We start from the raw sequence: 25,483 nt of genomic DNA, 5'->3' as shown, positions 1-25,483 counted from the left end.
CCCACCTTTTTGGAAGAAAGTGCTTCTTGATAGATGTCTCCTGTATGAATACCGTCTTCCAAAGTTCTCATCCAGGCATTGGCGATTTTCTCGGCAACTTCAGGCTGTCCGATATGCACCAGCATCATGATGGCACCGTTGAGCAATCCTGAGGGATTGGCCAATCCCATACCGGCAATATCCGGAGCGGAACCATGGATTGCCTCAAACATGGCCACTTCCTCACCCACGTTTGCCGATCCGCCAAGTCCTACCGAACCCGTCACTTGTGCAGCAATGTCGGAAATGATATCCCCATAAAGGTTTAAAGTTACAATGACATCAAACATCTCAGGTCTCTCAGCAATCAATGCAGAACCGATATCGATGATTTTATGGTCAGTCTGTATTTCGGGATATTCTTTAGCTATCTCAATAAATGTTTTGTGGAAAAGCCCATCGGCCAATTTCATGATATTGTCTTTGGTCATACAGGTCACTTTTTTACGACCGTATTTTTTGGCGTATTCAAAGGCATACCTGATAATCTTCTCCGAACCTGGTCTTGAGATCAATTTCAGGCTTTGTACTACTTCCTGAGTCTGTCTATGCTCAATCCCGGCATATAGGTCTTCCTCGTTTTCTCTGACTATTACCAAATCCGTTTTGGGATAATGGGTTTTGATATACGGGGAATAGGCTTTGCAAGGCCTGACATTTGCAAAAAGTCCAAAGGAAGTTCTTGTGGTAACATTCAGACTTTTGAATCCTCCACCCTGAGGGGTCGTAATCGGGGATTTCAAAAACACTTTGGTTTCTTTTAGGGACTCAAGGGCACCGGGTTCCATCCCTGAACTGATTCCTTTTAAATATACCTGTTCTCCGATTTCGATGACATCATATTCGAGTTGGGCACCGGCAGCTTCCAGTATATTGAGGGTTGCTTTCATGATTTCCGGACCGATACCATCTCCGTAGGCAACAGTGATTTTTCTTTTTGAAGACATATATAAAATGAGTTTTCTTAAAATTTAGTATGGAACAAAAATAGAAAAATTTAAGGGAAGGCTCCTTTAAACCTATTATAAATTAGCATAATAGTGCATACCAATTAAAGGATCTGATCGCTTTGGAGACGACCCGGGAATTTTTAAAGGATTGTGTTTTTCAGAGAAATGCTTTGTGAATGGAATAGGGCCTTGTATATTTGATTTCCAACATTCACCAAATCATATGGCTGATAGCAATAATATTCTTTCAGAAGAAAAAGGAGGTATTCTTTATTTGACCATCAACAGGGAATCCAAATTAAATGCGCTTAATTTTGCTACTTTGGAAGAAATCAGAAATATTTTTAATGAAGTTTCAGATAACAAAAAAATTAAAGCAGTAATTTTCACAGGTTCAGGTGAAAAATCATTTATCGCAGGCGCCGACATCAGTGAAATTTCAGAACTCAATGAATTGAATGCCCGGAAATTTGCAGAAAACGGACAGGAAATATTCAGTATGATCGAAAACTGTCACAAGCCTGTCATTGCACTTGTCAATGGGTATGCTTTGGGTGGTGGCTGTGAACTGGCAATGGCCTGCCACATGCGAATAGCAGTTGCCAATGCAAAATTTGGACAGCCTGAAGTGAATCTTGGTATCATCCCGGGATATGGTGGCACCCAAAGATTGACTTATTTGGTCGGACGTGGCAAAGCCAATGAACTGATGATGACAGGGGATATGATTGGTGCCGATGAAGCAAAATCTTTGGGATTGGTCAACCATGTTTTACCAACCAAAAAGGAAGCAATGGCCAAAGCTGAAGAAATCCTTAAAAAAATTAACAGCAAGGCTCCATTGGCCATCGGTATGGTAGTGGATTGTGTCAATGCTGTATTTATCCCAGATGAAAACGGGTATCAGACAGAGGCCAACAGTTTTGCCAGATGCGTAAAATCAGGAGATTATAAAGAAGGCACTTCGGCATTCCTTGAAAAAAGAAAACCGGTTTTCAAAGGGGAGTAAGTCCCCTTTTCTTTTTTAAAAATGAGCCAACTCAAAAAATTAGCAGGTCAAACGGCCGTTTATGGGATAAGCAGTATCCTCGGCCGAACTGTAAATTTTTTATTGATCCCAATTTATACAGGATATCTGACCAAAGATGATGTAGGTGCATACACCGCACTCTATGGATATATGGCACTTTTTAATATAATTTTTACTTATGGGATGGAAACTACTTATTTCCGGTATGCCACAGGAAAAGGATTAGACCCACAAAAAGTATTTGCCCAAATCCAGTCACTTCTTATCACTACCTCCCTTTCGCTCGGAGCAGTAATCTACCTCTCAGCACCCACCCTGGCATCATTGCTTAACTACGAAGGCCAAGAACATCTGTTCAAGTGGATTGCCTGGGTGTTGGCCATTGACGCGATATTGGTGATTCCTTATGCCAAATTGAGAAAGGAAAATAGGGCATTTCAATTTGCCTTTACCAAGCTTAGCAATATTTTAATTAATGTAGGATTAAACATCTTTTTCATTGTTTTCTGCTACCATATTTGGAATGGCGATTGGCTGGCCAACTTATCTCCTTACATAGGGAAGATTTATAACCCTGAATGGGGCGTAGAATATATTTTTCTTTCAAATTTGGTTGCAAATGCAGCTATGGTTCCTGTATTATTTTGGCTAACCAAAAAATTCCGTTTTGGTATCAACAGAGCATTCCTCAAACCCATGTGGCATTACGCATTCCCACTTTTATTTATGGGACTTGCAGGAGTCATCAACGAGACTTTTTCCAGAACCACCTTCGAATATCTCTTACCCGAAGGATTCTATGAAGGGCTGACCGCTAGGGAAGTCACTGGGATATTCGGAGCCAACTTCAAATTGGCCATTTTAATGAATCTGATCATTCAAGCCTTCAAATATGCCGCAGAGCCGTTTTTCTTCAATCAGGCCGCAGATAAAAACAGTCCTGAACTATTTGCAAAAGTGATGCATGTCTTTGTCATATTTTGCTCGGCTTTGATGATAGCTGTGTCTGTAAATCTTGATCTTCTTGGAACACTTTTTCTTAGAGGCGACGGCTATGCTATGGGCAATTACATTGTGCCTGTCCTATTGCTTGGTTATTTGATGTTAGGTATTTACTTTAATTTAAGTATCTGGTTCAAGCTAACAGATCAGACTAAATATAGTTTTTACATTACAGTAATCGGTGCAATAGTGACCATTGTTGTATTGTTTACATTGGTTCCTATATTGGGATTGATGGGTGGTGCTCTGAGCACATTATGCTGCTACACAGTCATGACAATTATTTGCTACTTTATAGGACAAAAATATTTCCCCATCCCATATCAGACAGGTAAAGCTGTGTTCTATCTTCTTTTTGCTTTTGCTTTAAGCTATTTGGGTTTCTTTTGGGGTTGGGGAAACCCTATCCTTCAATTTATTGGCAGAAACAGCCTTGTGATTGTTTTTGTTGTTGTAGTTTTGTGGATTGAAAAAAATGAAGTGAGGCAACTGTTTTCACGCTTCAAAAAAAATAAAATATGACCATCAAAGTTATCAACCATTCCAGGCATCCGCTGCCGGAATACCAAACCTCACTTTCCGCCGGATTGGATCTTAGGGCTAATATAAACGAACCCATTGAATTAAAACCTTTGGAAAGAAAACTTATCGGAACAGGTTTGTTTATAGAACTTCCAGCAGGTTATGAAGCCCAAATCAGACCCAGAAGTGGAATGGCTTATAAATATGGACTTTCCGTGCTGAACACACCCGGAACAATTGATGCCGATTACCGGGGAGAAGTAAAAGTTTTGTTGGTCAACCTTTCCAACGAATCCTTTACGGTAGAAGACGGTGAAAGAATCGCACAAATGGTTGTTGCCAAACACGAACAGATCACATGGCAACCCGTCCAAGAACTTTCTGAAACAGAAAGAGGTGCGGGTGGTTATGGCAGTACAGGAAAATCTTAATTTTCAGATTTTTTTGGGTGATTTATCATCTAATATGAAATTGACAAATTGTCAAATAGAACAAAAAGGCATTAAGTTTGTGTTAGCAATAGATATAGTCAAAAAATCCTGAAAAACCGGTCTAACCAAAAGTCCATTAATCCGTAAAGCCTTAATCGAATATAGGGAGTTGCACGCCATAAAACAGAATCAGTGAAAATATACCTCAAAAGATTATTAAGTATTTCTTTGATGATGCTGATCACCCTTTCAGCGTTTTCCCAACAAAAATTACCTAAAAAAGATAGAAAAAAACAGCTTGAAGAATCTAAAGCTTCAAGGTTTTTTATTGAGGGACAGAGATTCCTGATGCAGGAAGATTTTGACAGGGCCTATTTTTATTTCCAAAAAGCAAGGGAAATAACGCCTGATGAAGGGGCAATTAATTTCAAGTTAGCTGAAATTTTATTGAGAGCCAACAGGGTTGAAAAAGCCATGGAATATGGTATGAAAGCAGTGGAGTCCAATCCTGAAAACAAGTATTATAATCTTGTGATGGCCGAAGCCTTCACCAAACAAAACGAACCTCTCAAAGCAGCAGAAATCCTGGAGAACCTGATGGCCAACACAGAAGAGAATCAGAATTACATTTTGGATCTTGCTTCTTTATACCTTCAGGCAGGTGAGTTTGACAAAGGACTTGATGCACTTATTCGGGCCGAAGAATATTACGGGATGGCTGAGCAACTTACAGTTCAAAAGCAAAGGATTTACCTGAGAAAGAATGACCTCAAAAGTGTCATTAAAGAAGGTGAAAAATTGATTGCATCCCAACCAGGCAATTCTCAATATGTGCTCAATCTGGTTGAAATTCTGTTCAACAACGGAAGAACAGATCAAGCAATTGAACTGATAGAAAATTCATTGAAGAATTATCCTCAGCAACCGGAACTCCAATTAGCCGCCTATGCGCTCTATAAGGAAAAAGGTGATGTCGATACTGCGGAAATAATGATCAGAGAGGCTTTTTCCAATCCGGATCTTGACGGAGAGATAGTTGCCCAATCCTTTGCAGATATCCTTCAGGATATCAAAACAGTTCGAAGGGATAGACTAGTGGATGAACTTGAAGAGAAAATGCTAAAGAATTTCCCCAATGACCCATATGTACTTGCTGTTATTGGAGACAGGAAGTTTTTTGGGAATGAAAGGGAAAAAGCCCTGGAACTGTATAAAAAATCAATCGAAATCAATCCTGCCAATGCACCTGTTTTACAGGGGATTATTACTTCCATGTTTGAAGATGGTAAAGATTTTGACCAGATAGAAAAATACACCATTCTGGCTGTAGATGAATTTCCCGAAAGGGCCGAATTCTGGTTTTTTGACGGAACAGCCAAACTTGCTCTGAAAAAAGGTGAGGAAGCAATGACTTCACTATTAAAATCAAAAGAAATCAATGGAGGTAAAAACAAACAACTTGATCGCTTGGTCAAGGGTCAGATGGGCGATGCGTATCATTTGACAGGCAAAAAAGATGAAGCTTTTGAAGCCTATGAAGCGGCCTTAAAGGAAAATCCGGATGATGACCATGTGCTGAACAATTACGCTTATTATCTTTCTCTTGAAAAAAAGGATCTGGACAAAGCAAAATCAATGTCCTCAAAATTGGTAAAAAAATTTCCTGAAAATGCCACCTATCTCGATACCTATGCTTGGGTTCTCTTTCAATTGAAAGATTATGAAGGTGCAAAAAAATACATGGAACTTGCTCTTGAATACGATGAATCACCCAGTGGCGTAATGTGGGAACATTATGGGGACATTCTTTATCATTTGGGAAATAGTAATGATGCCATAAGCTATTGGAAAAAAGCCGAAGGTGGTGAAGAAACTTCCGAGGTCTTGATCAAAAAAATAAAGGACAAAAGATATTATGACTAAGCCAAGTTCGGGAATTCTGATACTTTTTGTCCTGCTGCTGCTTGGTTGTGCCAAAAAGCCCAACTTATATACCTCTGATGAAATCATGCAGGAATTCAGACCCAATTACTTTGATTTCAATTATCTCAGTGCACGGGGCCGGATTGTACTGGAGGAAGCCAACGGCAAAATCACGAAGGGAACCATCAATTTAAGGGCACGGAAGGATAGCGTAATCTGGTTCAGTATGACACCTGGTTTAGGCTTGGAAGCAATGCGGGGATTGATCACACCGGATAAAATCCGTATCAAGGACCGACTGAATGGGGAGGATCTTAACATGAATTTTGAAGAAATGAGGGACAGGTTTGGTCTTCAATTATCCCTACAGCTTATCCAGAATATTCTTTATGCCAACGTCCCTGAGGAATTCAGCTATCGGGACAGGCTTATCCGGATCGGGAGGTATTTTGAACTTACCCAGGCTAGAGAGGGATTCAGGTTCCATTCGAGGGTCAATACAGGTCATGGGAAAGTATCAGAATTGACAGGTAATGCCCTTGACAATAGTGGGACTCTATTGGCATCATATCCTACCTTTGAAAATATAAACAATCAACCCTTCCCGAACAAGATGTTGTTGAAAATCACGTTCAACTCAGAAGAAGGCGCTCAGCATACCATCATTCATCTCGACCTGACCAGGATTGAATATCAGGATGATCCCTTATCATTCCCCTTTCAGTTTTAACAATGAAGTCCACAAGGTTATTTCTTTTTCTGATATTACTTTGTTTTGGGATACCCCAATTTGGGCTCTATGCGCAGACAAAGAAGACCAGGGCGCAGCTTGAAAAGGAAAAAACCGATATCCAGAAAAGATTGGCGGAGTTTGATCAGATACTTAAAAGGACGGCAGAAACAAAAAGATCTTCCATTGGACAACTGAATGCCGTCAACAAACAGCTTCAAACAAGGATTACATTTATCAATACATTAAGTAGAGAAGTGACCCTGCTCAATACTGAGATTAGGGAAACAGAAAATGCCATTGGTTCTTTGGAAAAAGATCTTGTAAACCTGAAGGAAGAGTATTCCGGAATGATCTACACTTCTTCCAAACTGAATTCCGGACTGACCATGACAGCGTTTATTTTCAGTTCTACGACATTCAAACAGTTTTACATGAGGCTGAAATACCTGAAGCAGTATTCGGATGCCAGAAAAAAACAAGTAGAACTGATCAACCAAAAAACAGAAGAGCTGGCCCAACAAAGAATAACACTTGAGGAAAAAAAGTCCGAAAAGCAATTGGTCCTGAATCAGGAACAACAACAAAAACAAAAACTTGATCAGGCTAAACGACAACAACAGGGCATCGTAAATGATCTTTCCAAACAGGAACAGGATTTGAGAAAGAAAATAGCTGCTGCCAAAAAACAACAGGAAAACCTCAACAGTATGATCAAAAGGATCATTGAGGAAGAAATAAGACTTGCTGAGGCAGAAGCAAGGAAGAAAAACTCCACTGCCTCCAAATCTTCAGGTAGCAGCATCCCCCTTACTCCAGAAGCCGCTGCCCTTTCGAGTTCTTTTGCAGGTAACAGGGGAAAACTTCCTTGGCCGGTAGAAAGCGGATTTGTATCCAAAAGATTTGGAACACATCCCCATCCTACCTTAAAGGGAATAAGTGAGGATAATGACGGAATTGATATTCAGACCAAACCAAATTCGGAAGTCCGTTCTGTTTTTGACGGTGAGGTTACCAAAATATTTACAGTGCCGGGTTACGGTGGTACCATTGTGGTCAAACACGGTGAATATTACACCATGTACAGCAAATTAAAGGTGATTTCAGTCAAGTCAGGGGACAAAGTTAAAGCCAAACAGGTCCTTGGACAGGTTTACACCAACAGGGAAGGCGTGGCGGAAGTCCACTTTGAAACCTGGAAAGGTCTGCAACCGATGGATCCTTCAAGTTGGCTCGCAGGTCTATAAAACAAATAATTACGTATATTTAAAAAAAATAAGAATAACAGTACTTCTTTCCTTTGTGTTAGATTTACACAGTTATATCTTTGTACAAATTAAATAACCTAAATTATACAATCATGACAACATTGGGTTTCATACAAAACATGGGTGGTGGATCAATCATCCTAATAGTTCTGGTGATATTACTGCTATTCGGAGCTAAAAGAATCCCGGAATTGGCAAGAGGGCTCGGAAGAGGAATCAGAGAATTTAAGGATGCCACTAAAGAAATTCAAGATGATCTTGAAGAAGGTCTGAAAGAAAAAAAGAAAAGAGACTAACTGGATTCAAAGATTTATACCTTGGAAAAATTCCGTTCATTTGACGACATTCAAAAGTCGCTTGAAAATAGGGAGACCGATTGTAAAGCGATAGTCAATTCTTATCTCCAAAACATTCAAACGAAGGCGCATCTCAACGCCTTCGTTGAAGTTTATAAGGATTCCGCTTTGGAGCAAGCTGCCATTGTGGATGGGAAAATCAGTTCCGGTAAAGCCGGAAAACTTGCAGGTCTTGTTATAGGCATTAAGGATGTTTTGGTCTATAAAGACCATGAAGCCAATGCGTCCAGCAAGATTCTCAAAGGGTTCAAATCGCAGTTCACAGCAACAGCAGTCCAAAGGCTGATTGACGAAGATGCAATCATCATTGGACGTCTCAATTGTGATGAGTTTGGCATGGGGAGTTCCAATGAGAACTCTGCACATGGCAAGGTATTGAATGCCGCTGATGAAAGCCGGGTGCCCGGAGGCTCATCCGGAGGTTCAGCCGTAGCAGTTCAGGCAAACCTTTGTACTGTTTCTTTGGGAACGGATACAGGGGGTTCGGTAAGACAACCGGCCGCATTTACAGGTTTGGTAGGTATAAAACCCACTTATTCGAGGGTTTCACGTTGGGGACTGATTGCCTATGCCTCCTCATTTGATACCATAGGGGTTTTATCCAGAAATGTAAGGGACAGTGCCCTGGTTATGGAGATCATGGCAGGGTCTGATAATTTTGATTCAACAGCTTCCAAAAAGCCTGTTCCAAAATATTCTGAGTTATTACATTTTGATAAACGGGCAAAAATTGCTTTTTTTACGGAAACCATTGAATCAGAAGCGCTTCAGCCCGAAATAAAAGCTAACACCCTGGCTGTACTCGATAAACTTAAGCAGGAAGGACATCAAGTAGAAGAAGTACATTTTCCTTTGTTGAAATATACCCTTCCCACTTATTACATTCTTACCACAGCCGAAGCAAGTTCCAATTTATCCAGATTTGATGGTGTGAAGTACGGATACCGAAGCCCAAACGCCCACAACCTCGAAAGCATGTACAAACTCACCCGTACAGAAGGCTTCGGGGAAGAAGTAAAAAGACGGGTTATGTTGGGCACATTTGTATTAAGCGCCAGCTATTATGATGCTTATTTTACCAAAGCCCAGAAAGTGCGCAGGTTGATCAAAAACTTCACAGAAGAATTATTGAATAAATTTGACTATATCATTATGCCGACCACGCCTTCTACAGCGTTTAAGTTTGGAGAGCATAGCAATGACCCTGTTGCCATGTACCTTGAAGACCTGTTTACAGTGCAGGCCTCAGTTTCAGGAGTACCTGCTTTATCCCTGCCTAATGGTGAAGATAAAAATGGACTTCCGATCGGTATACAGGTGATGGCCAACTCCTTTAAGGAAGCCGAACTTTACGCATTTGGCAATTACCTTATGGAATTACACAACAACTAACTTAAAGTACTGACCATGAAAAATTACATCAAAATCCTTTTACCGGTTTTCGTACCGGTTATGTTGCTTCAAAACAACCTTCATGGTCAGGAACTATTTAATTACAATAACTCTCCCATTGAGGAAGAGACCATTTCTCCTATATACCAATTTGAATACATACCTGACTTCAATTATAATGAAGTTGCCAAAAAAATAAAGGCAATGGAAACGGACATGCCGTTTGAATTGAACGAAAGAATTTTCTCCTTTATCAATTACTTTACTGTCAGAAACAGGGAATATACCAAAATGGTGTTGCAGCGTCAGGACATTTATTTCCCGTTGTTCGAGCAGACTTTGGCAGAGTACAATATGCCTGATGACATCAAGTTTTTGGCAATTATTGAATCCGGATTGAATCCCAAAGCCAAATCAAGAGTAGGTGCAATGGGGCTATGGCAATTTATGCCTGCAACAGGCAAAATGTACAGCCTAGACGTTAATAGAGACATAGATGACAGGATGGATCCCGAGATGTCCACTGATGCTGCGGCAAAATACCTGAAATCCCTATACAGGATGTTTGGTAATTGGGAACTGGCATTGGCAGCCTATAATTGTGGCCCGGGCAACGTCAGAAAAGCGATCCGAAAATCAGGAGGTAAAACCACTTTCTGGGAAGTTTACAATCACCTACCAAAAGAAACAAGGAGCTATGTACCGCAATTTCAGGCAATGATGTATGTATTGAGACATACCGAAGACCATAATTTTATATTGGAAAATCCCACATACCCAATTGTGTACGAAAAGATAAGATTCAACCAGGAATTGGATTTGGAGCAGTTGGCATACATTACAGGGATATGTATAGAAGATCTGGAACAATTGAATCCATCCGTACAAAACAGGCTGATACCTACTTCTAATAGACACATGGCAGTAAGGGTTCCAAAATCCAAATCAGAATACATTACCCAAAACCATGAACAATTTTCAGAAGCTGTCAAATTGACATCGGAAAGATCCATCGCCCTCAGATCAACTCCTATTAAAAGTATCAATGCCCCTGCATCTACTACTGCAAATGTCCCTAACAGCCAAAATAAAATCACATATGTTGTCAAATCAGGAGATGTATTAGGCTCCATAGCCCAAAGGCACGGTACTACTGTCACCAACCTGAAAGCCTGGAATAATCTCAATACCAATACCATCAAAATAGGCCAGAAATTGGATATCTATACAAAAACCGCTGCATTTGATAAAGCTATTGCCCAAAACAGCAACCCCTCCACATCTGTCTCAGACAATCCTAAAACATATACTGTTCAGCCAGGGGATTCACTATGGCTCATTTCCAAAAAACACAACGGTATCAGCGTTGATCAAATCAAAAAGCTTAATAACCTCAACACCAATCAGATTAAGCCCGGGCAAAAACTGATTATAGGATAAACTATTTTATTAGTAAAAATTTTTTCCTGCCACAGATTATTTATAAATTGTGTCAGCTATAAAAACCAATTATGAAAAATCTTAAAAATATCTATCTTCCATTGATTGCAATCATTGGGGCAAGTTTCCTTTTGAGTTGCGGAGACAGTGACTCCAATTCATCTTCCACTAAACCCAAAGCAAGGGGTGCCATCGGTGAAATCATACTCGCCATAGATTCTACCAAATGGAATGGCCCTGTGGGAGAAACTTTGAGAGGCGTATTCGAACAGGATGTTCCGGGATTGATACGTTATGAAAGCATGTTTGATATCCGCAAAGTAGATCCAAGGGGGATGACCAGAATTTTGAGAATGGCCTCCAATATTATTTACGTCACTACTTTTGATGACAGAAAATCAGCCAGTCAAAACATCAATGCACTTTTCAGCAAAGAGGCCAAAGAAAAAGCTGCCGCTGATCCAAGCCTATATCTTCTTAGAAGTGCCGATGAATTTGCCCAAGGTCAGGAAGTAGTTTACCTTTTTGGCAACAATGAACAGGAATTGATTCAGAATATCGAAAAAAACAAAAACAAACTCCAAAACCTTTTTCAGGTAAGGGAAAGAACCCGTATGGAAAAAATACTGCTCAGCCGAAAGAATTCGTCTGCAAAAGTAGCGGGCGAGAACCTGGGGCTCAGTATCAATGTTCCGGCTTCTTATCAGATAGTCAAAGCTGAAGATGATTTTTTGTGGCTGAGACAACCTACTCCGAGAACGGACAGAGCGGATATCAGCATGTTTTTCTATGAAACTAATTATACCTCTGAGGAGCAGGTATTTCCGGAATCAATTATTGCATTGAGGGACAAAATCACCAAAATGCATATTTACGGAAATCCAAATAACAGGAACTCATATTTGATTATTGAGCGGGTAGATCCGACTCCGGTATTTAGTAACTTCAAAATAAATGATAATTTTGGCATCGAAATCAGGGGAGGTTGGAAAACCAACAACCTGAGTATGGGTGGTTCTTTCTTGGCCTATGTCATAGTAGATGCCGAAAAAGGAAAATTATATTACATGGAGGGATTTGTTTATTATCCCAATGAAGCCCATCGTGAAGCGATCAGAGAAATCGAAACAGTTCTTTTGGCTACCGAGCTTCTCAGTGATGAAAACCGGGTAAGCTGATAATTTTAACAATAACCCTTTATGGCAATTAAAATCAGAAAACAAGACGCATTAAATTACCACTCACAAGGAAAACCCGGTAAAATTGAGGTTGTTCCGACCAAACCATTATCGAGCCAATTGGATTTGGCATTGGCCTATTCTCCCGGCGTAGCCGAACCTTGCAATGAAATCGCTGAGGATAAAGAAAATGTTTATAAATACACCGCCAAAGGCAATTTAGTAGCAGTAATTTCAAATGGTACAGCAGTATTGGGATTGGGTGATATAGGACCCGAGGCCTCAAAACCGGTCATGGAGGGAAAAGGTGTATTGTTTAAGAAATTTGCAGGGATCGATGTTTTTGACATAGAAATCGATGAAAAGGATCCCAAAAAACTGATTCAGATAATCAAATCTTTAGAGCCTACTTTTGGAGGAATTAATCTCGAAGATATCAAAGCTCCAGAATGCTTTGAAATCGAACAAACACTCAAACGGGAAATGACAATACCTGTGATGCATGATGACCAGCATGGCACGGCGATTATTTCAGGTGCTGCTTTGCTGAATGCGCTCGAAGTAGTAGGTAAAAAAATAGAAGAAATTAAACTTGTCGTCAATGGTGCCGGAGCATCGGCGGTATCCTGTACCAGATTTTATATGACACTTGGTGTAAAGAGGGAAAACATCATCATGTGCGACAGAGACGGGGCAATCAGGAGCGACCGTGAGGATCTTGATGAAATCAAAAAAGAGTTTACTACTGATCGGGATGTCATCACCCTTACAGATGCAATGAGAGACGCTGATGTATTTTTGGGTCTTTCAAGAGGGAATGTAGTAAGTCCGGAACAACTCATGGTAATGGCATCTAATCCCATTGTATTTGCCCTTGCCAACCCTGACCCTGAAATAGCATACGAATTGGCTATGTCCACAAGGGAAGACCTGATAATGGCGACGGGAAGATCCGATTTTCCCAATCAGGTCAACAATGTTCTAGGTTTTCCATACATTTTCCGTGGAGCTTTGGATGTAAGGGCTACCTCAATCAATGAAGAAATGAAACTTGCCGCAGCCAAAGCAATTGCGGCATTGGCAAAAGTCCCCGTACCTGAAATCGTCAATAAGGCCTATGGAGACAATAAAATTACTTTTGGCCGATTTTATCTGATACCAAAACCACTTGACCCAAGATTGATTACAATTATAGCTCCTGCAGTTGCAAAAGCAGCAATTGACTCCGGTGTGGCCAAGACGGTGATCGATGATTGGGAAGCCTATGAGTTAGAGCTTCAGGAAAGAATCGGCATTGATCAGAGGCTGATGCTCAGAGTAGTGACACGGGCTAAAAAGGATCCGAAGAGGGTTGTTTTTGCTGAAGCCGACAATGTCAAAATACTTAAGGCTGTTCAGATATTGAAGGATGAAAGGGTGGCTACCCCTATTCTTCTCGGAAACAAAGAAAAAATTGAGTTCATTATCCAAGAACAGAATCTTGATTTATCCGGGGTTCCGATTGTTGACCCATATCAAAATGAAGAAAAGTTAAAGCATTTTGGCAAAGTGCTTTATGAAAAGAGAAAAAGAAAAGGCCTCACGCATCAAGAATGTATCAGGCTGATGAGAGACCGAAATTATTTCGGTGCCATGATGGTGGAACTGGGCGAGGCTGATGCACTAATTTCAGGTCTTACCAAGGATTATCCCAAAACCATCCTTCCAGCGCTTCAAGTGATCGGAGTCAAACAGGGCATTGACAGGGTGGCCGGTATGTATATCATGAACACTGCCAAGGGACCGTTCTTTTTCTCAGATACTACTGTCAACGTAAAGCCAACAGCCGAGCAACTTGTAGAAATCATCGGGCTGACTGCCAATGGCGTCAAATTCTTTGACATCGAACCTAGGATTGCTGTGCTTTCATATTCCAATTTTGGATCAGCCAAAGGTGAAATCGCCGAAAAAATGTCCAAAGCTACTATCCTCGCAAAATCAAAATATCCCAGCCTGGTGATTGAAGGCGAGATGCAGGCCAATGTGGCACTGAATGAAGAAATACAAATGGAAAATTATCCATTTAGTGACCTTATCGGTAAAAAAGCCAACACGTTGATTTTTCCTGACCTTGGATCCGGTAATATTGCTTACAAATTATTATCGGAACTTGGAAATGCTGAAGCAATAGGGCCGGTTTTATTGGGAATGAACAAACCTGTTCATATATTACAGCTTGGTAGCTCCATCAGGGAAATCATCAACATGGTAGCTATCGCAGTGGTAGATGCTCAAACGCAAGAATAAAAATGATTGCATATTTAAAAGGAAAGTTGGCCTACAAAGATCCCACTTTTGTGATAATTGATATTTCGGGTGTAGGTTATCAGGTGAAAATTTCCCTTCAAACCTATTCCCAAATAAAAGATGAGGAGCAAATTATGCTCCTCACTTATTTACATATCAAAGAAGATGGTCATACACTTTACGGATTTAAAGAAGAATCCGAAAAAAAACTTTTTCTGAATCTGATTTCCATTTCAGGTGTAGGCCCCAATACTGCCCTCATGATACTGTCATCCCTGAGCGCTGATGAGCTGGAATATGCCATCATCCATGAAGATGTCAAAACCATTCAAAATGTAAAAGGTGTAGGAATCAAGACTGCACAAAGAATTATTCTTGAACTGAAAGATAAAATCAAGAAAGATGCTTTGAGTGATTCTATCATACCTCCTTCTGCATTTGGAAAAGCCAACAATAAAATAAAGGAGGAGGCGTTACAAGCCTTGTTGACTTTAGGGTTTCCCAAAGCAGCCGCCGAAAAAAATATTGCTGCTGTATTGAAAAAATCCGGTCAGGAAATTTCTTTGGAAGAATTAATTAAAGCATCTTTAAAAAACCCTTAATCATCACAAAACTGACAGTCTTTGTATCCGCAATTTTTTTCACAAAAAGGCGCAAATTTTAAATTATCCTCAATAGTAATCTTATTGATGGTAAGTATATTTATGTACTTGCCTGATGCCTATTCCCAGGAGGATGTAAAATCGGACAGTCTTGAAGTCAAACTGGATTCTTTGAACAAAAGAAGATTACAACCTTCTTTCCTCTTGTGGCAAAACCTTAATACCAACCCGCTTTTTCCACAACAGAATCAATACCTACCAAGGTATTCACCTTTCTACCAATTCGATATCACGCAGCCCAGAATTCAGGTTGAGATGGATTCAGTGTTAAAATACCGGGTCAATGAGCAATATGACTCTACAGATGTAGATTCCGGGCAAATTTATGAATTTGATGAGTTTTCCAAAATACAGGAATACCGGGTAAGACAGGAGTATTGGAGAAGCCGCTCAAGAGGCTTGGACGGCGATAGTCCTGTTGGTGGGAGAAACCTGATTCCTCCATTGACTACCAGTCCAAGTTTTGACAGAATTTTTGGTGGAAATGAAATCAATATTGTCCCTACGGGTTTTGTAAATCTCGATCTTGGGGCTATTTTTAGAAGAATTGACAACCCATCGATACCCGTTCGTCAGCAGCAAAACGGCAACTTCAACTTCAATCAGCAGATCCAAATGGCCGTCAACGGTACACTTGGACAAAAAATGAAGGTAGGCGCCAATTTTGATTCCAACAATTCCTTTGATTTTCAAAATCAGCTCAAAGTAGAATACACTGGATTCCAAGAGGACATTTTAAAGTCAGTCGAAATCGGTAATGTCAGTATGCCTGTACAAAACAGTCTGATACAGGGCGCTCAAAATCTTTTCGGTGTAAAAACCCAAATGCAGTTTGGGAAGCTGTTTGTGACCGGTGTCGCTTCTACCCAGCGAGGAAGAAGAGACGAATTGGTGATTGAAGGCGGTGGGCAGGGAAGACAGTTTGAAATACAAGGCTCTGCTTATGATGAAAACAGGCACTTTTTTCTCGGCCATTTCTTCCGTGAAAATTATGAACGTTGGCTTCGGGGTCTTCCCCAGATTCTCTCCGGGGTAAACATTACCAGAGTGGAAGTTTATATCATGAACAGGGCCCAGAATACCGAAACCCTTAGAAATTTCACCGCATTCATGGACCTTGGTGAAGGCACCAGGTTGTTCAAGCCAGAGAATCCCAATATTGGACCAGGAACCACCGGGGCACCTTCTTCAAACGGTGCAAACCTTCTTTTCAATAATCTGAACTCAAATCCGGCTTTTAGACCATTTGATACAGGTTCAGGAGCAATAGAATCGACTTTGGATTTGGTAAAAGGTTCGGATTATGAACAGGTAAACGGGGCAAGGAAGCTCGCTCCAACGGAATATATTTTCAATAGAGAATTGGGGTATGTGTCACTTTCACGAAGACTCCAAAATGATGAGGTACTTGCCGTATCTTATGAATATACCTTCAATGGACAGGTATATAAAGTAGGAGAACTTTCAGAAGATTATCAAAACCGCCCCATAAGTGACCTGATTTTCCTTAAATTATTGAGACCTGCAAGGATCAATATCAGGATACCAACTTGGGACCTGATGATGAAAAATATTTATAACCTGAATGCCAATCAGATCCAACAGGATGGCTTTCAGCTACAGGTGATCTACAGGGATGACCGTACTGGACTTGATAACCCAACCCTTCTTGAAGGAGAGAATCTAAAAAACGTGCCCTTAATCCGGATTACAGGCTTAGATAATCTAAACCCTCAGAATGACCCGGCTCCTGACGGGAATTTTGACTTTATTCCAGGGGTAACCATTATACCTGAGCGGGGTTTATTGATTTTTCCCGTACTGGAACCTTTTGGGAGAACCTTGAGGAATCTTTTCCTGCCCGGTGAGGCCAATCTTGCTGAAAAATTTGTGTTCGACACCTTGTATCGGACCACCCAGGCAGATGCCGAATTGGTAACCCGGTATGACAAATATTTCATCAAAGGCAGATTGACTGCGGGGTCTTCTTCTGAAATATTGCTTCCGGGACTTAATATTTCTCCGGGTTCGGTCATTCTGATGGCAGGGAATATCCCGCTAACTGAGGGTGTTGATTATACAGTGGATTATAATTTCGGTAGAGTCACCATCATCAATGAAGGTATCCTTCAATCCGGTAAAAGGATTTCGGTCAGTTTTGAAAAAGCAGATTTGGTTTCATTTCAGACCAGGAGTTTGTTGGGCACCAGGTTGGATTATATACTCAATGACAAATTCAACATAGGCGGTACCTTCCTATATCTCAATGAAAGACCAAATATTACCCGGATCGCGACAGGAAGTGAAACATTGAGAAACAGTATGTGGGGATTGGATGCCAACTTCAATGACGAATCCAGGTGGTTGACCAAGCTGGCTGATGCATTGCCCTTTACCAATACCAAAGAAAAATCCATCGTCCAGTTCAGCGGGGAATTTGCCCAATTATTACCAGGAACCTCCAACAAGGTCAATGGAGAGCAAGCATCCTACATAGATGATTTTGAAACAGCCATCACGCCTTTCAACCTTGGAGGTGCGGCAGCACAGACCTGGCATTTGGCTGCAACCCCAAAAACAGACGAAAATTCATTTGATCTCAGTCAATTGACAGAAGATAGGTTAGGTAACGCATATAGAAGAGCCAGACTAGCATGGTACAATATTGACAATGTTTTCTATAGGGAAGGCGGTCCCGGCGTGCCGGCTAATATTTCAAGAGAAGACAGGGTCAATCATTATGTCAGGAGAGTTCTGCCACAGGAAATTTTCCAAAGAAGGGACAGAGATGTGATAGTCGTTCCCGAACCTCTCTTTGAACTTGCTTATTTCCCTCACGAGAGGGGAATGTTTAATTACAATCCAAACCTGACCTCCGAAGGATTGCTTCCGGATCCCAGGCTTAATTACGGTGGGGTTACCAGGCCGATTACCACGGAAGTGGATTTTGATAGAACCAACATTGAGTATTTGGAATTCTGGCTTTTAGATCCTTTCATTCAGGGCCAAAACGGCAGGGTGTTGGATGGTGTTTTCAATGAAAACAACACCACGGGTGGTAAATTGAGATTCAATTTAGGGGAAATCTCAGAAGATGTTATCAAAGATGGCAGACACAATTTCGAAAATGGTCTTCCCAGTGACGGTGATCCAAGTGCTGTCGCTACAACAGAATGGGGAAGAATCACAAGGGAGCAATTTCTGATCCCTGCTTTTGACAATTCACCTGAATCAAGAGTAAACCAAGATGTTGGTCTGGATGGATTGAGGAATGAAGATGAAGTAGAGTTCTTTAGGGAGCGGTTTATCAATAGACTCAATGTCAGCCCAAATGCCCTGCAAAGAATCACCCGGGATCCTTCTGCTGATGACTTCCAATATTACCTGGACGAAGAATTTGACAGAAACAATATCAAAATCCTGGAGCGCCACAAGAAGTTCAACGGAATGGAAGGGAATACCCCGATTACTGCCAACTTGAACCTCCCCTACACACCTTCAGGATCAAACCTGCCTGATAACGAAGACCTGAACAACGACAATACCATCAATGAACTGGAGGCATATTATGAATATGAAATAGACCTTAGGCCAGGTCAAATGGAAGTTGGCAGAAATTACGTCATCGATAAAGTGACGACAACCCAAAGCGGGGATCAGGTGGATTGGTATCTGATAAGGATTCCAGTGAGAACACCGGACAGGGTTCAGGGTGATATCTCAGGATTTAAGTCCATCCGTTTTATGCGCGCCTATTTGACGGACTTCGAACAGCCTGTTGTTCTCCGTATGGCCAATTTCAGGTTGGTGGCAAGTCAATGGCGTGTTTTCCAGGAATCACTTTTCGACCGTGGCTTTTTTGAAATACCTGAACCTGACAATTCCAATTTCAATGTGGATGTGGTCAATATCGAAGAAAACGGACAAGGAAGTGCCACCCAAAGCCCCTATGTTCTTCCTCCGGGTATTGTAAGAGACAGGGACAATCTGGCGTCAGTGGAAAGGGTTCTCAACGAGCAATCCATCAGGCTTTGCGTAGAAGACCTTCAGGCCAAAGATGCCAGAGCAGTATTCAAAAATGCAAGTTCACTGGATCTAGTTCAGTTTGAAAGACTTAAAATGTTTTTCCATGCTGACAGCGATGATGCACAAGATGGAGAACTGACTGCTTTCCTGAGATTGGGGACTGATTACACGGACAACTATTATGAAATCGAGGTTCCTCTTCTCATCACTCCGAAAGGAACCAGAGATCCCCAGCAAATATGGCCAGCGGAAAATGAAATTGACATTGCCATCAGTGAAATCGTAGGAGTAAAAATAGAAAGAGATAATCAGCGTGTCCCCTTAAGCTTAGCTTTTTCCCAAGATGTACGCCAATACAGGGTTACGGTGGTGGGACGTCCTGAACTCAGCCTCATTCAGGGCATGATGGTGGGTATAAGGAATCCGGGAACAGCCGGAGGTGCTTCGAAATCAATCTGCATTTGGGCAAACGAGTTGCGGGTTACTGGTTTTAAAGAATCATCAGGCTGGGCGGCCAATGCCATACTGAATGCACAGATTGCAGATGTGGCCACCATCTCAAGTTCGATCAGACACAGTACTTTTGGATTTGGAGGGTTGGAAACAAGACTTTCCCAAAGGGCCATGTTTGCTGCAACCCAATATGATATTTCAGCCAACGTCAGTGTGGACAAACTTCTGCCTGAAGCCCTTAATGTTACCATACCAATGTATGTCAGTCTTGAAAATGCAATCAGCAGGCCGCAATATGATCCCCTAAATCCTGACGTCTTATTTGATTTGGCGTTGGAGAAATTTCAAACACAAGCTGAAAGGGATTTTTATAGAGATCAGGTACTTGACCAAATGCGGAGAAGGAACATTGGTTTTACCAATGTCAGAAAAAATAAAAATCCTGAACGGGAAGTCAGCAAAATCTATGACCTGAGCAATTTTTCGTTTTCATATGCCTATGGATCCGTCCGGCAGAGCAATATCAATACCCAAAGCTATGAGTTTGAAACATATGTGGGCAATGTTGCCTATGTTTATCAACCCAAACCATTAGTCTTGGAACCATTTAAAAATGCAGAATGGTTAGGAGGAAGCAATTTCGGCCTTATCAGAGATATCAACTTCAATTTTGTGCCCACCTCATTTGCAGCAAGAGTTGATGTGGATAGGAGATTCATTCGGACTCAATATAGAAATGACCAACTGACAATTGATGGTGTGGATCCTTTCTTCCAAAAAAGCTTCTTTATCAATAGAAACTACAACCTAAACTGGGATCTGACCAAAAATCTCAGGGTGGACTTTATGAGCAGAATAATGGCTGTAGTGGATGAACCGGAAGGAGATATTGATACAGAGGCCAAAAGGGATTCTGTAAGGACCAACATTAGGAATTTGGGAAGGACCACTAATTACAATCATCAGATCACAGGCAATTACAAACTTCCTTTGGATAAAATCGGCATGTTGGATTGGATTGGGGCTGATTATAGATATTCAGCAAATTACACATGGCTGACAGGAGCCATAGGCCAAAGGGATACACTAGGAAATGTCATCCAAAACACCCGGGATCAAACGGTAACCGGAAAACTGGACTTTGTTAAATTATATAATAAAAATGCCAAATTCAGAGCGTTAAATGCTCCAAAAAGGCCTACAATACCTGGGAGAACTTCTGTGAGTGCAGAAGATACCATTGGTACGCCATTTACCAGAAGCTTGATAAAATTCCTGACTATGGTTAAAGATATCAACTTTAGGTATTCGATAGTTGAAGGTTCATTTCTTCCTGGATATATGGCTGAAACGGGACTATTGGGGCTGGACAGGAGTTTTATGAACCCGGGACTTGGCTTTATTTTCGGGGGACAAAGTCCTGATGTAAGGTTTGGACTTGCTGACCAAGGATTGATTGCCCCTAGTACAGAGCTCACCCAATTATTCAGACAAAACCAAACTAGGAATCTTCAAATTACAGGTTTGGCGGAACCGATTCGTGATTTCAGGATTACACTTGAGGCCAGAAAAAGAGAAACAGGGGAATTCAGTGAAATATTCAGAAACAACCCAGAGGATTTAGGAAATTTCCAATCACTTAGTCCCAACAGAATGAGCGGCTATAGCATTACCTATTCCATGATCCGGACTACCTTGGCCAGGGATGACCAAAATAACAACTCCCCCATTTTCACAAATTTTGAACAAAATAGGGCAATAATCCAATCCAGACTCAACGCCCAAAACCCTGGTGGGGAATACTCTATTAATGGTCAGGATGTGTTGACGATGGCATTCCTTTCCGCATATTCTGGCAAAGACGCATCTACAATCGACCTTAACCCATTCCCGAGGATACCCATCCCCAATTGGAGGCTGGACTACAAAGGTCTGGGTCAAATCCCTGCTCTTAGGGAATACTTTTCAAGTGTCAATCTGACCCATGGATACGCATCAACTTATGAGGTAAGTAACTTTTCCAATTCATTGTTATATCAAAATGGACTGGAATTATACAACAGAATTCAAAACTTTCCAGGAGCGAGTCTGACCAATGAATTCGGAGAATACATTCCGATATTTATTTTAAATCAGGTTGTTCTTTCTGAAAGATTCTCCCCGCTAATCGGAGTTGACTTATTAACAAAAGACAGGCTTAGTATCAAAATGGAATACAATTCTGAAAGAAATATAGGTTTGAATTTTTCGAATGCACAAGTAACAGAACAAAATAGCAGAGATTTCGGATTTGATTTGGGATATACCAAAGCAGGAGTAAAAATCCCATTCAAAATTCAGAGGAGACAAGAAGTTCTCCAAAACGATTTGCAGATCAGAATCAATACACGGGTAGTCGATACCCGCCAAATTCAAAGAAAAATTGATGAGGGAAGCACAGTAACCAATGGAAACCTCAACCTACAAATCAGACCTACAATCGGATATGTGGTCAATAAAAGCCTAAATATCACTTTCTATTTTGATAGAACTGTCAACGACCCAAGAGTTACCACTGCCTTCAGAAGGAGTTCCACTGCCTTTGGTGGACAATTAAGATTTAATTTAGCACAATAGATTTTTACATTTGGCGAAACCTTGTATTTTTGGAATCCCTAAAAAAAATAATATGAATTTCCCTAAAGAACTAAAATACACCAAAGACCATGAATGGGTTAAAATCGAAGATGGTATAGCAGTAATTGGTATTACTGAATTTGCCCAAAAAGAGCTTGGTGACATTGTTTATGTTGAAGTAGAAACTGTAGGTGAGACAATTGCCGCAGGAGAAGTTTTTGGCACAGTGGAAGCTGTAAAAACTGTTTCTGACCTTTTTATGCCTATTGATGGCGAAATTATTGAATTCAATGAAGAACTTGAATCATCCCCCGAACTGGTAAATGAATCACCTTATGAGTCCGGTTGGATGATCAAAGTAAAAATAACTGGAGAAATTCCAGAAGATGAACTCCTTTCACCTGAAGATTATTCCGAACTGGTAGGCGCCTGATTCAATTTTGAAAATCCGAAGATTAATTCCAGCAGTACTTTGGCTAGTGCTCGTGTCATTGGCTATGTTCACTCCAGGAAGATCATTACCGAAATTTCCTGAATTCTCCTTTGGAGATAAGTTAGGTCATTTGCTGATGTTTGCGGTTCTTTCATTTTTATGGTTAAGGGTTAGTACCATAAATGAAAAAAGAGGAATAAATTCAAGATCATTTACCACTAATTTATTAGTATTTTCTTTTATTTTTCCTATATTAGCAGAGTATTTGCAATTATTCGTACCAAATCGAACCTTTGATTATCTGGATATCGTTGCAAATTTAGTAGGAGGCGCATTTGGCTTTATCATCTTTTTTATTTTATACAAGGCAAACAGCAAGCTTGTATAATTTAAAATAAATAGCTAGAATTGTTATTCCTTACGCATTAAATGAATTATTAACCTTATAATTAACAACCATGGAAGCTAAAAAGACGCCAAAAGCGGATTTGACCAAGAGAACAGGAATGTTCATGAATCTTGGTTTGCTCATTAGCGTCGGATTGGTCCTATTTGCTTTCGAATACAAGTCCTATGATTTGGGACCTTTGAAAGATCTTGGGCAGGTAACCGATGATTTTGAGGAACTGTTGGACATTCCGATTACGGAACAACCACCACCACCACCACCACCTGTAGAGCAGCCTGTTATTCAAGAGATTCCTGATGAGGTTGAAATCGAAGAAAAAATCGAAGTGAATTTCGATGTGGATGTGAAAGAAGAAACAGTCATCAAAGAAGTAGTCATTGCTGATGCACCAGTTGTGGAAAAAGCAGATGAGATTTTTGATGTGGTTGAAAACTCCCCAGAATTTCCTGGAGGAATGGAAGCTTGGAATCAGTATTTGAGTAAAAACCTTAAATACCCAACACAAGCAAGACGTATGGGTGTTGAAGGTACTGTTTACGTTGTGTTTGTAGTGAATACAGACGGTTCTATACAAGATGTTGAAATCCTCCGAGGCATTGGAGGAGGTTGCGACGAAGAAGCACTAAGAGTAGTCAGTGGAGCTCCAAAGTGGACCCCCGGTAAGCAAAGAGGTAGACCTGTAAGGGTTAGGATGAGACTTCCAATAAGATTTAAACTTGGATAAAAAATAAAGGGGCTTTCGCCCCTTTATTTTTTTGTTCTTTAACTAATTTTTTATTCCATTGTCTTTGATATTAGTTCTTTTATAACTAAATTCATGGTGTATCAAATACTATAGCCATGGAAACCAAAAAAAATCCACACTTGGAATTGACTGACAAAAGACCAATGTTTTTCAATTTTGCCCTTCTCATCAGTATATCGATCGTTTTGTTTGCATTTGAATGGAAATCTCCAATAGAAGAGAGAATCCCTTTTATTGCATTAGAATTGGAAATATGGGATGATACTCCTGATATACCCATTACTGTTCAGAAATTTCCCCCTCCCCCAGTTTCCTCCCCTATCATTATTGAAATCGATGATCATGAAGTCATTACAAAAGACCTGCCCAATATTGATATCAATGTTGATGAGTCCATGATTTCACCGGTACCCTTTATGCTGATTCCTCCGGTTTTAGAAGCTGCGGATGAAGTATTGGATTTCACAGAGATAATGCCCGAACCTATTGGCGGAATGGAGGCTTGGAACATGTACCTAAGCAAAAACCTAAAATATCCAACGCCTGCCAAAAGAATGGGTGTAGAAGGGACTGTCTTTATTTCATTTATCGTAAATACGGAAGGTAGGATCAGTGATGTGGAATTATTGAGGGGAATCGGTGCAGGTTGTGATGAAGAAGCCATCAGGGTTATCGCTAATGCCCCTGCCTGGAAACCCGGCAAACAAAGTTCCAGAGCTGTTAGGGTCAAAATGAGGTTGCCTATTAAATTTAAGCTTCAATAAAAGAGAAATAATCGAACTCCATGTGGAGTAATAGTCCAGTATATCGGACTTCCAACATCTTTTTTATAATCCAAAAAACCAAAGCGATAATAATAACAACCACTATTATTCCCACCCAAACGCCGGCTTTAAAAATATCACCAATCAAACTGCAACCAGTAAAAGTGGTTAATATAAAGAAAAACACTAAAATATTTAATATATAATTTTTCATAACTATTTAGTTTGTTCATATCCCCTATCTTGAAGGGAATTATAATTCTACAAATAAGTCTATTGAAAAATGATGCCACAAAACTTACTATTTGAACTAACTATGCTCTTAACCAGCTACTTATTTTATATAGTAACTTTTTTTGGATTTCAAGCAGGGTAATTCAGAGAGTTTTTATTTTAACTGTGTCCAATTAAGTCAGAAAAAAGTAAAGGTTTGTTACGGATAGGTTACACTTAGTAAGTTGAATGGTCATTCTAACCTCCGGTAAACCGTTAAATACTGGCATACCTGAAAAAATTTCCTTGCTAAGGTCAACTACCTCTGTCATTTAATTTGTCATTAGGTCTTTTAGCGACGGCGTGCCGCAGCTAAGAAACGTGGGGCATTTCGAAGCGAGTGCCTGTCCACTGAAACGAAAGTTGCTACGGAGAATAAACCTTTCGTAAACCACTGTCTGCCCCATGTTTTCTTAGGTGCTGTTGAACTGACACCCTCCGGGTGAGCGAATTACCTAAATTCTGTTTAAATTCCATCAAATCAAAATCAATCATTATGGAATCTAAAAAAAAACACCTTAGGGACTGTCGTTCTCAATGATCCCGCACAGGGGT

Annotated in this window: 19 protein-coding genes; 17 read left to right on the top strand and 2 right to left on the bottom strand. The window is 40.5% G+C overall.

The window, feature by feature from the left end; all coding sequences use genetic code 11:
• Positions 1-986: NADP-dependent isocitrate dehydrogenase (locus tag ACEW8O_RS26215; protein WP_373497590.1), on the bottom strand; the 986-nt coding region annotated here is incomplete at its 3' end.
• A 226-nt stretch (positions 987-1,212) separates the two neighbouring features.
• Between ACEW8O_RS26215 and ACEW8O_RS26210 the strand changes: the two genes are divergently transcribed.
• The 17 genes from ACEW8O_RS26210 to ACEW8O_RS26130 all read left to right on the top strand — a co-directional run bounded on the left by ACEW8O_RS26210 (position 1,213) and on the right by ACEW8O_RS26130 (position 24,655).
• The gene (locus ACEW8O_RS26210) at positions 1,213-1,998 is read left to right on the top strand and encodes an enoyl-CoA hydratase/isomerase family protein (protein WP_373497589.1); all 786 of its coding nucleotides are present in this window, start codon (positions 1,213-1,215) and stop codon (positions 1,996-1,998) included.
• 21 nt (positions 1,999-2,019) lie between these two features.
• The gene (locus ACEW8O_RS26205; protein WP_373497588.1) at positions 2,020-3,543 is read left to right on the top strand and encodes a lipopolysaccharide biosynthesis protein; all 1,524 of its coding nucleotides are present in this window, start codon (positions 2,020-2,022) and stop codon (positions 3,541-3,543) included.
• Positions 3,540-3,974: a dUTP diphosphatase gene (dut, locus tag ACEW8O_RS26200; RefSeq protein WP_373497587.1), complete on the top strand. Its 435-nt coding sequence runs from the start codon at positions 3,540-3,542 to the stop codon at positions 3,972-3,974. Before ACEW8O_RS26205 ends, dut begins: the two co-directional genes overlap by 4 nt.
• Before the next feature lie 192 nt (positions 3,975-4,166).
• A complete protein-coding gene (locus ACEW8O_RS26195) occupies positions 4,167-5,897 on the top strand; it encodes a tetratricopeptide repeat protein (protein WP_373497586.1) in 1,731 nt (576 codons plus the stop codon).
• A complete protein-coding gene (locus ACEW8O_RS26190) occupies positions 5,890-6,627 on the top strand; it encodes a DUF4292 domain-containing protein (RefSeq protein WP_373497585.1) in 738 nt (245 codons plus the stop codon). Before ACEW8O_RS26195 ends, ACEW8O_RS26190 begins: the two co-directional genes overlap by 8 nt.
• Before the next feature lie 2 nt (positions 6,628-6,629).
• Positions 6,630-7,874: a murein hydrolase activator EnvC gene (locus ACEW8O_RS26185; RefSeq protein WP_373497584.1), complete on the top strand. Its 1,245-nt coding sequence runs from the start codon at positions 6,630-6,632 to the stop codon at positions 7,872-7,874.
• 113 nt (positions 7,875-7,987) lie between these two features.
• Positions 7,988-8,191, top strand: coding sequence for a twin-arginine translocase TatA/TatE family subunit (locus ACEW8O_RS26180; RefSeq protein WP_373497583.1), 204 nt, complete (start codon positions 7,988-7,990; stop codon positions 8,189-8,191).
• A 21-nt stretch (positions 8,192-8,212) separates the two neighbouring features.
• Positions 8,213-9,643 (top strand): Asp-tRNA(Asn)/Glu-tRNA(Gln) amidotransferase subunit GatA, encoded by a 1,431-nt coding sequence (gatA, locus tag ACEW8O_RS26175; protein WP_373497582.1) that lies wholly within the window; start codon positions 8,213-8,215, stop codon positions 9,641-9,643.
• A gap of 15 nt (positions 9,644-9,658) precedes the next feature.
• The gene (locus tag ACEW8O_RS26170) at positions 9,659-11,083 is read left to right on the top strand and encodes a transglycosylase SLT domain-containing protein (protein ID WP_373497581.1); all 1,425 of its coding nucleotides are present in this window, start codon (positions 9,659-9,661) and stop codon (positions 11,081-11,083) included.
• A 71-nt stretch (positions 11,084-11,154) separates the two neighbouring features.
• The gene (locus ACEW8O_RS26165; protein ID WP_373497580.1) at positions 11,155-12,261 is read left to right on the top strand and encodes a DUF4837 family protein; all 1,107 of its coding nucleotides are present in this window, start codon (positions 11,155-11,157) and stop codon (positions 12,259-12,261) included.
• Positions 12,262-12,282: 21 nt separating this feature from the next.
• Positions 12,283-14,547 (top strand): NADP-dependent malic enzyme, encoded by a 2,265-nt coding sequence (locus ACEW8O_RS26160; RefSeq protein WP_373497579.1) that lies wholly within the window; start codon positions 12,283-12,285, stop codon positions 14,545-14,547.
• Between the two features lie 2 nt (positions 14,548-14,549).
• Positions 14,550-15,149, top strand: a complete 600-nt coding sequence (gene ruvA, locus ACEW8O_RS26155; protein WP_373497578.1) for a Holliday junction branch migration protein RuvA — start codon at positions 14,550-14,552, stop codon at positions 15,147-15,149.
• Between the two features lie 87 nt (positions 15,150-15,236).
• On the top strand, positions 15,237-22,304 hold the full coding sequence (gene sprA / locus ACEW8O_RS26150; protein ID WP_373497577.1) for a cell surface protein SprA: 7,068 nt from the start codon (positions 15,237-15,239) through the stop codon (positions 22,302-22,304).
• 52 nt (positions 22,305-22,356) lie between these two features.
• A complete protein-coding gene (gene gcvH / locus ACEW8O_RS26145; RefSeq protein ID WP_373497576.1) occupies positions 22,357-22,737 on the top strand; it encodes a glycine cleavage system protein GcvH in 381 nt (126 codons plus the stop codon).
• 64 nt (positions 22,738-22,801) lie between these two features.
• Positions 22,802-23,125: a VanZ family protein gene (locus ACEW8O_RS26140; protein WP_373497575.1), complete on the top strand. Its 324-nt coding sequence runs from the start codon at positions 22,802-22,804 to the stop codon at positions 23,123-23,125.
• A gap of 70 nt (positions 23,126-23,195) precedes the next feature.
• Positions 23,196-23,870 (top strand): energy transducer TonB, encoded by a 675-nt coding sequence (locus ACEW8O_RS26135; protein WP_373497574.1) that lies wholly within the window; start codon positions 23,196-23,198, stop codon positions 23,868-23,870.
• 116 nt (positions 23,871-23,986) lie between these two features.
• Complete coding sequence (locus ACEW8O_RS26130; protein WP_373497573.1) at positions 23,987-24,655, top strand: energy transducer TonB; 669 nt, start codon at positions 23,987-23,989, stop codon at positions 24,653-24,655.
• Here the strand turns inward: ACEW8O_RS26130 and ACEW8O_RS26125 are convergent.
• Positions 24,642-24,869 carry a hypothetical protein gene (locus ACEW8O_RS26125; protein ID WP_373497572.1) on the bottom strand — a complete coding sequence of 76 codons (228 nt, stop codon included), beginning with the start codon at positions 24,867-24,869 and terminating at the stop codon, positions 24,642-24,644. The two genes, ACEW8O_RS26130 and ACEW8O_RS26125, sit on opposite strands and share 14 nt — an antisense overlap.
• Between the last annotated feature and the right edge of the window lie 614 nt (positions 24,870-25,483).

It is taken from the genome of Aquiflexum sp. (genome assembly GCF_041749095.1).
Classification (GTDB): Bacteria; Bacteroidota; Bacteroidia; order Cytophagales; family Cyclobacteriaceae; genus Aquiflexum.
The sequence above is the reverse complement of the archived record's forward strand: the minus strand, read 5'-3'. Positions and strand labels throughout refer to the sequence as shown.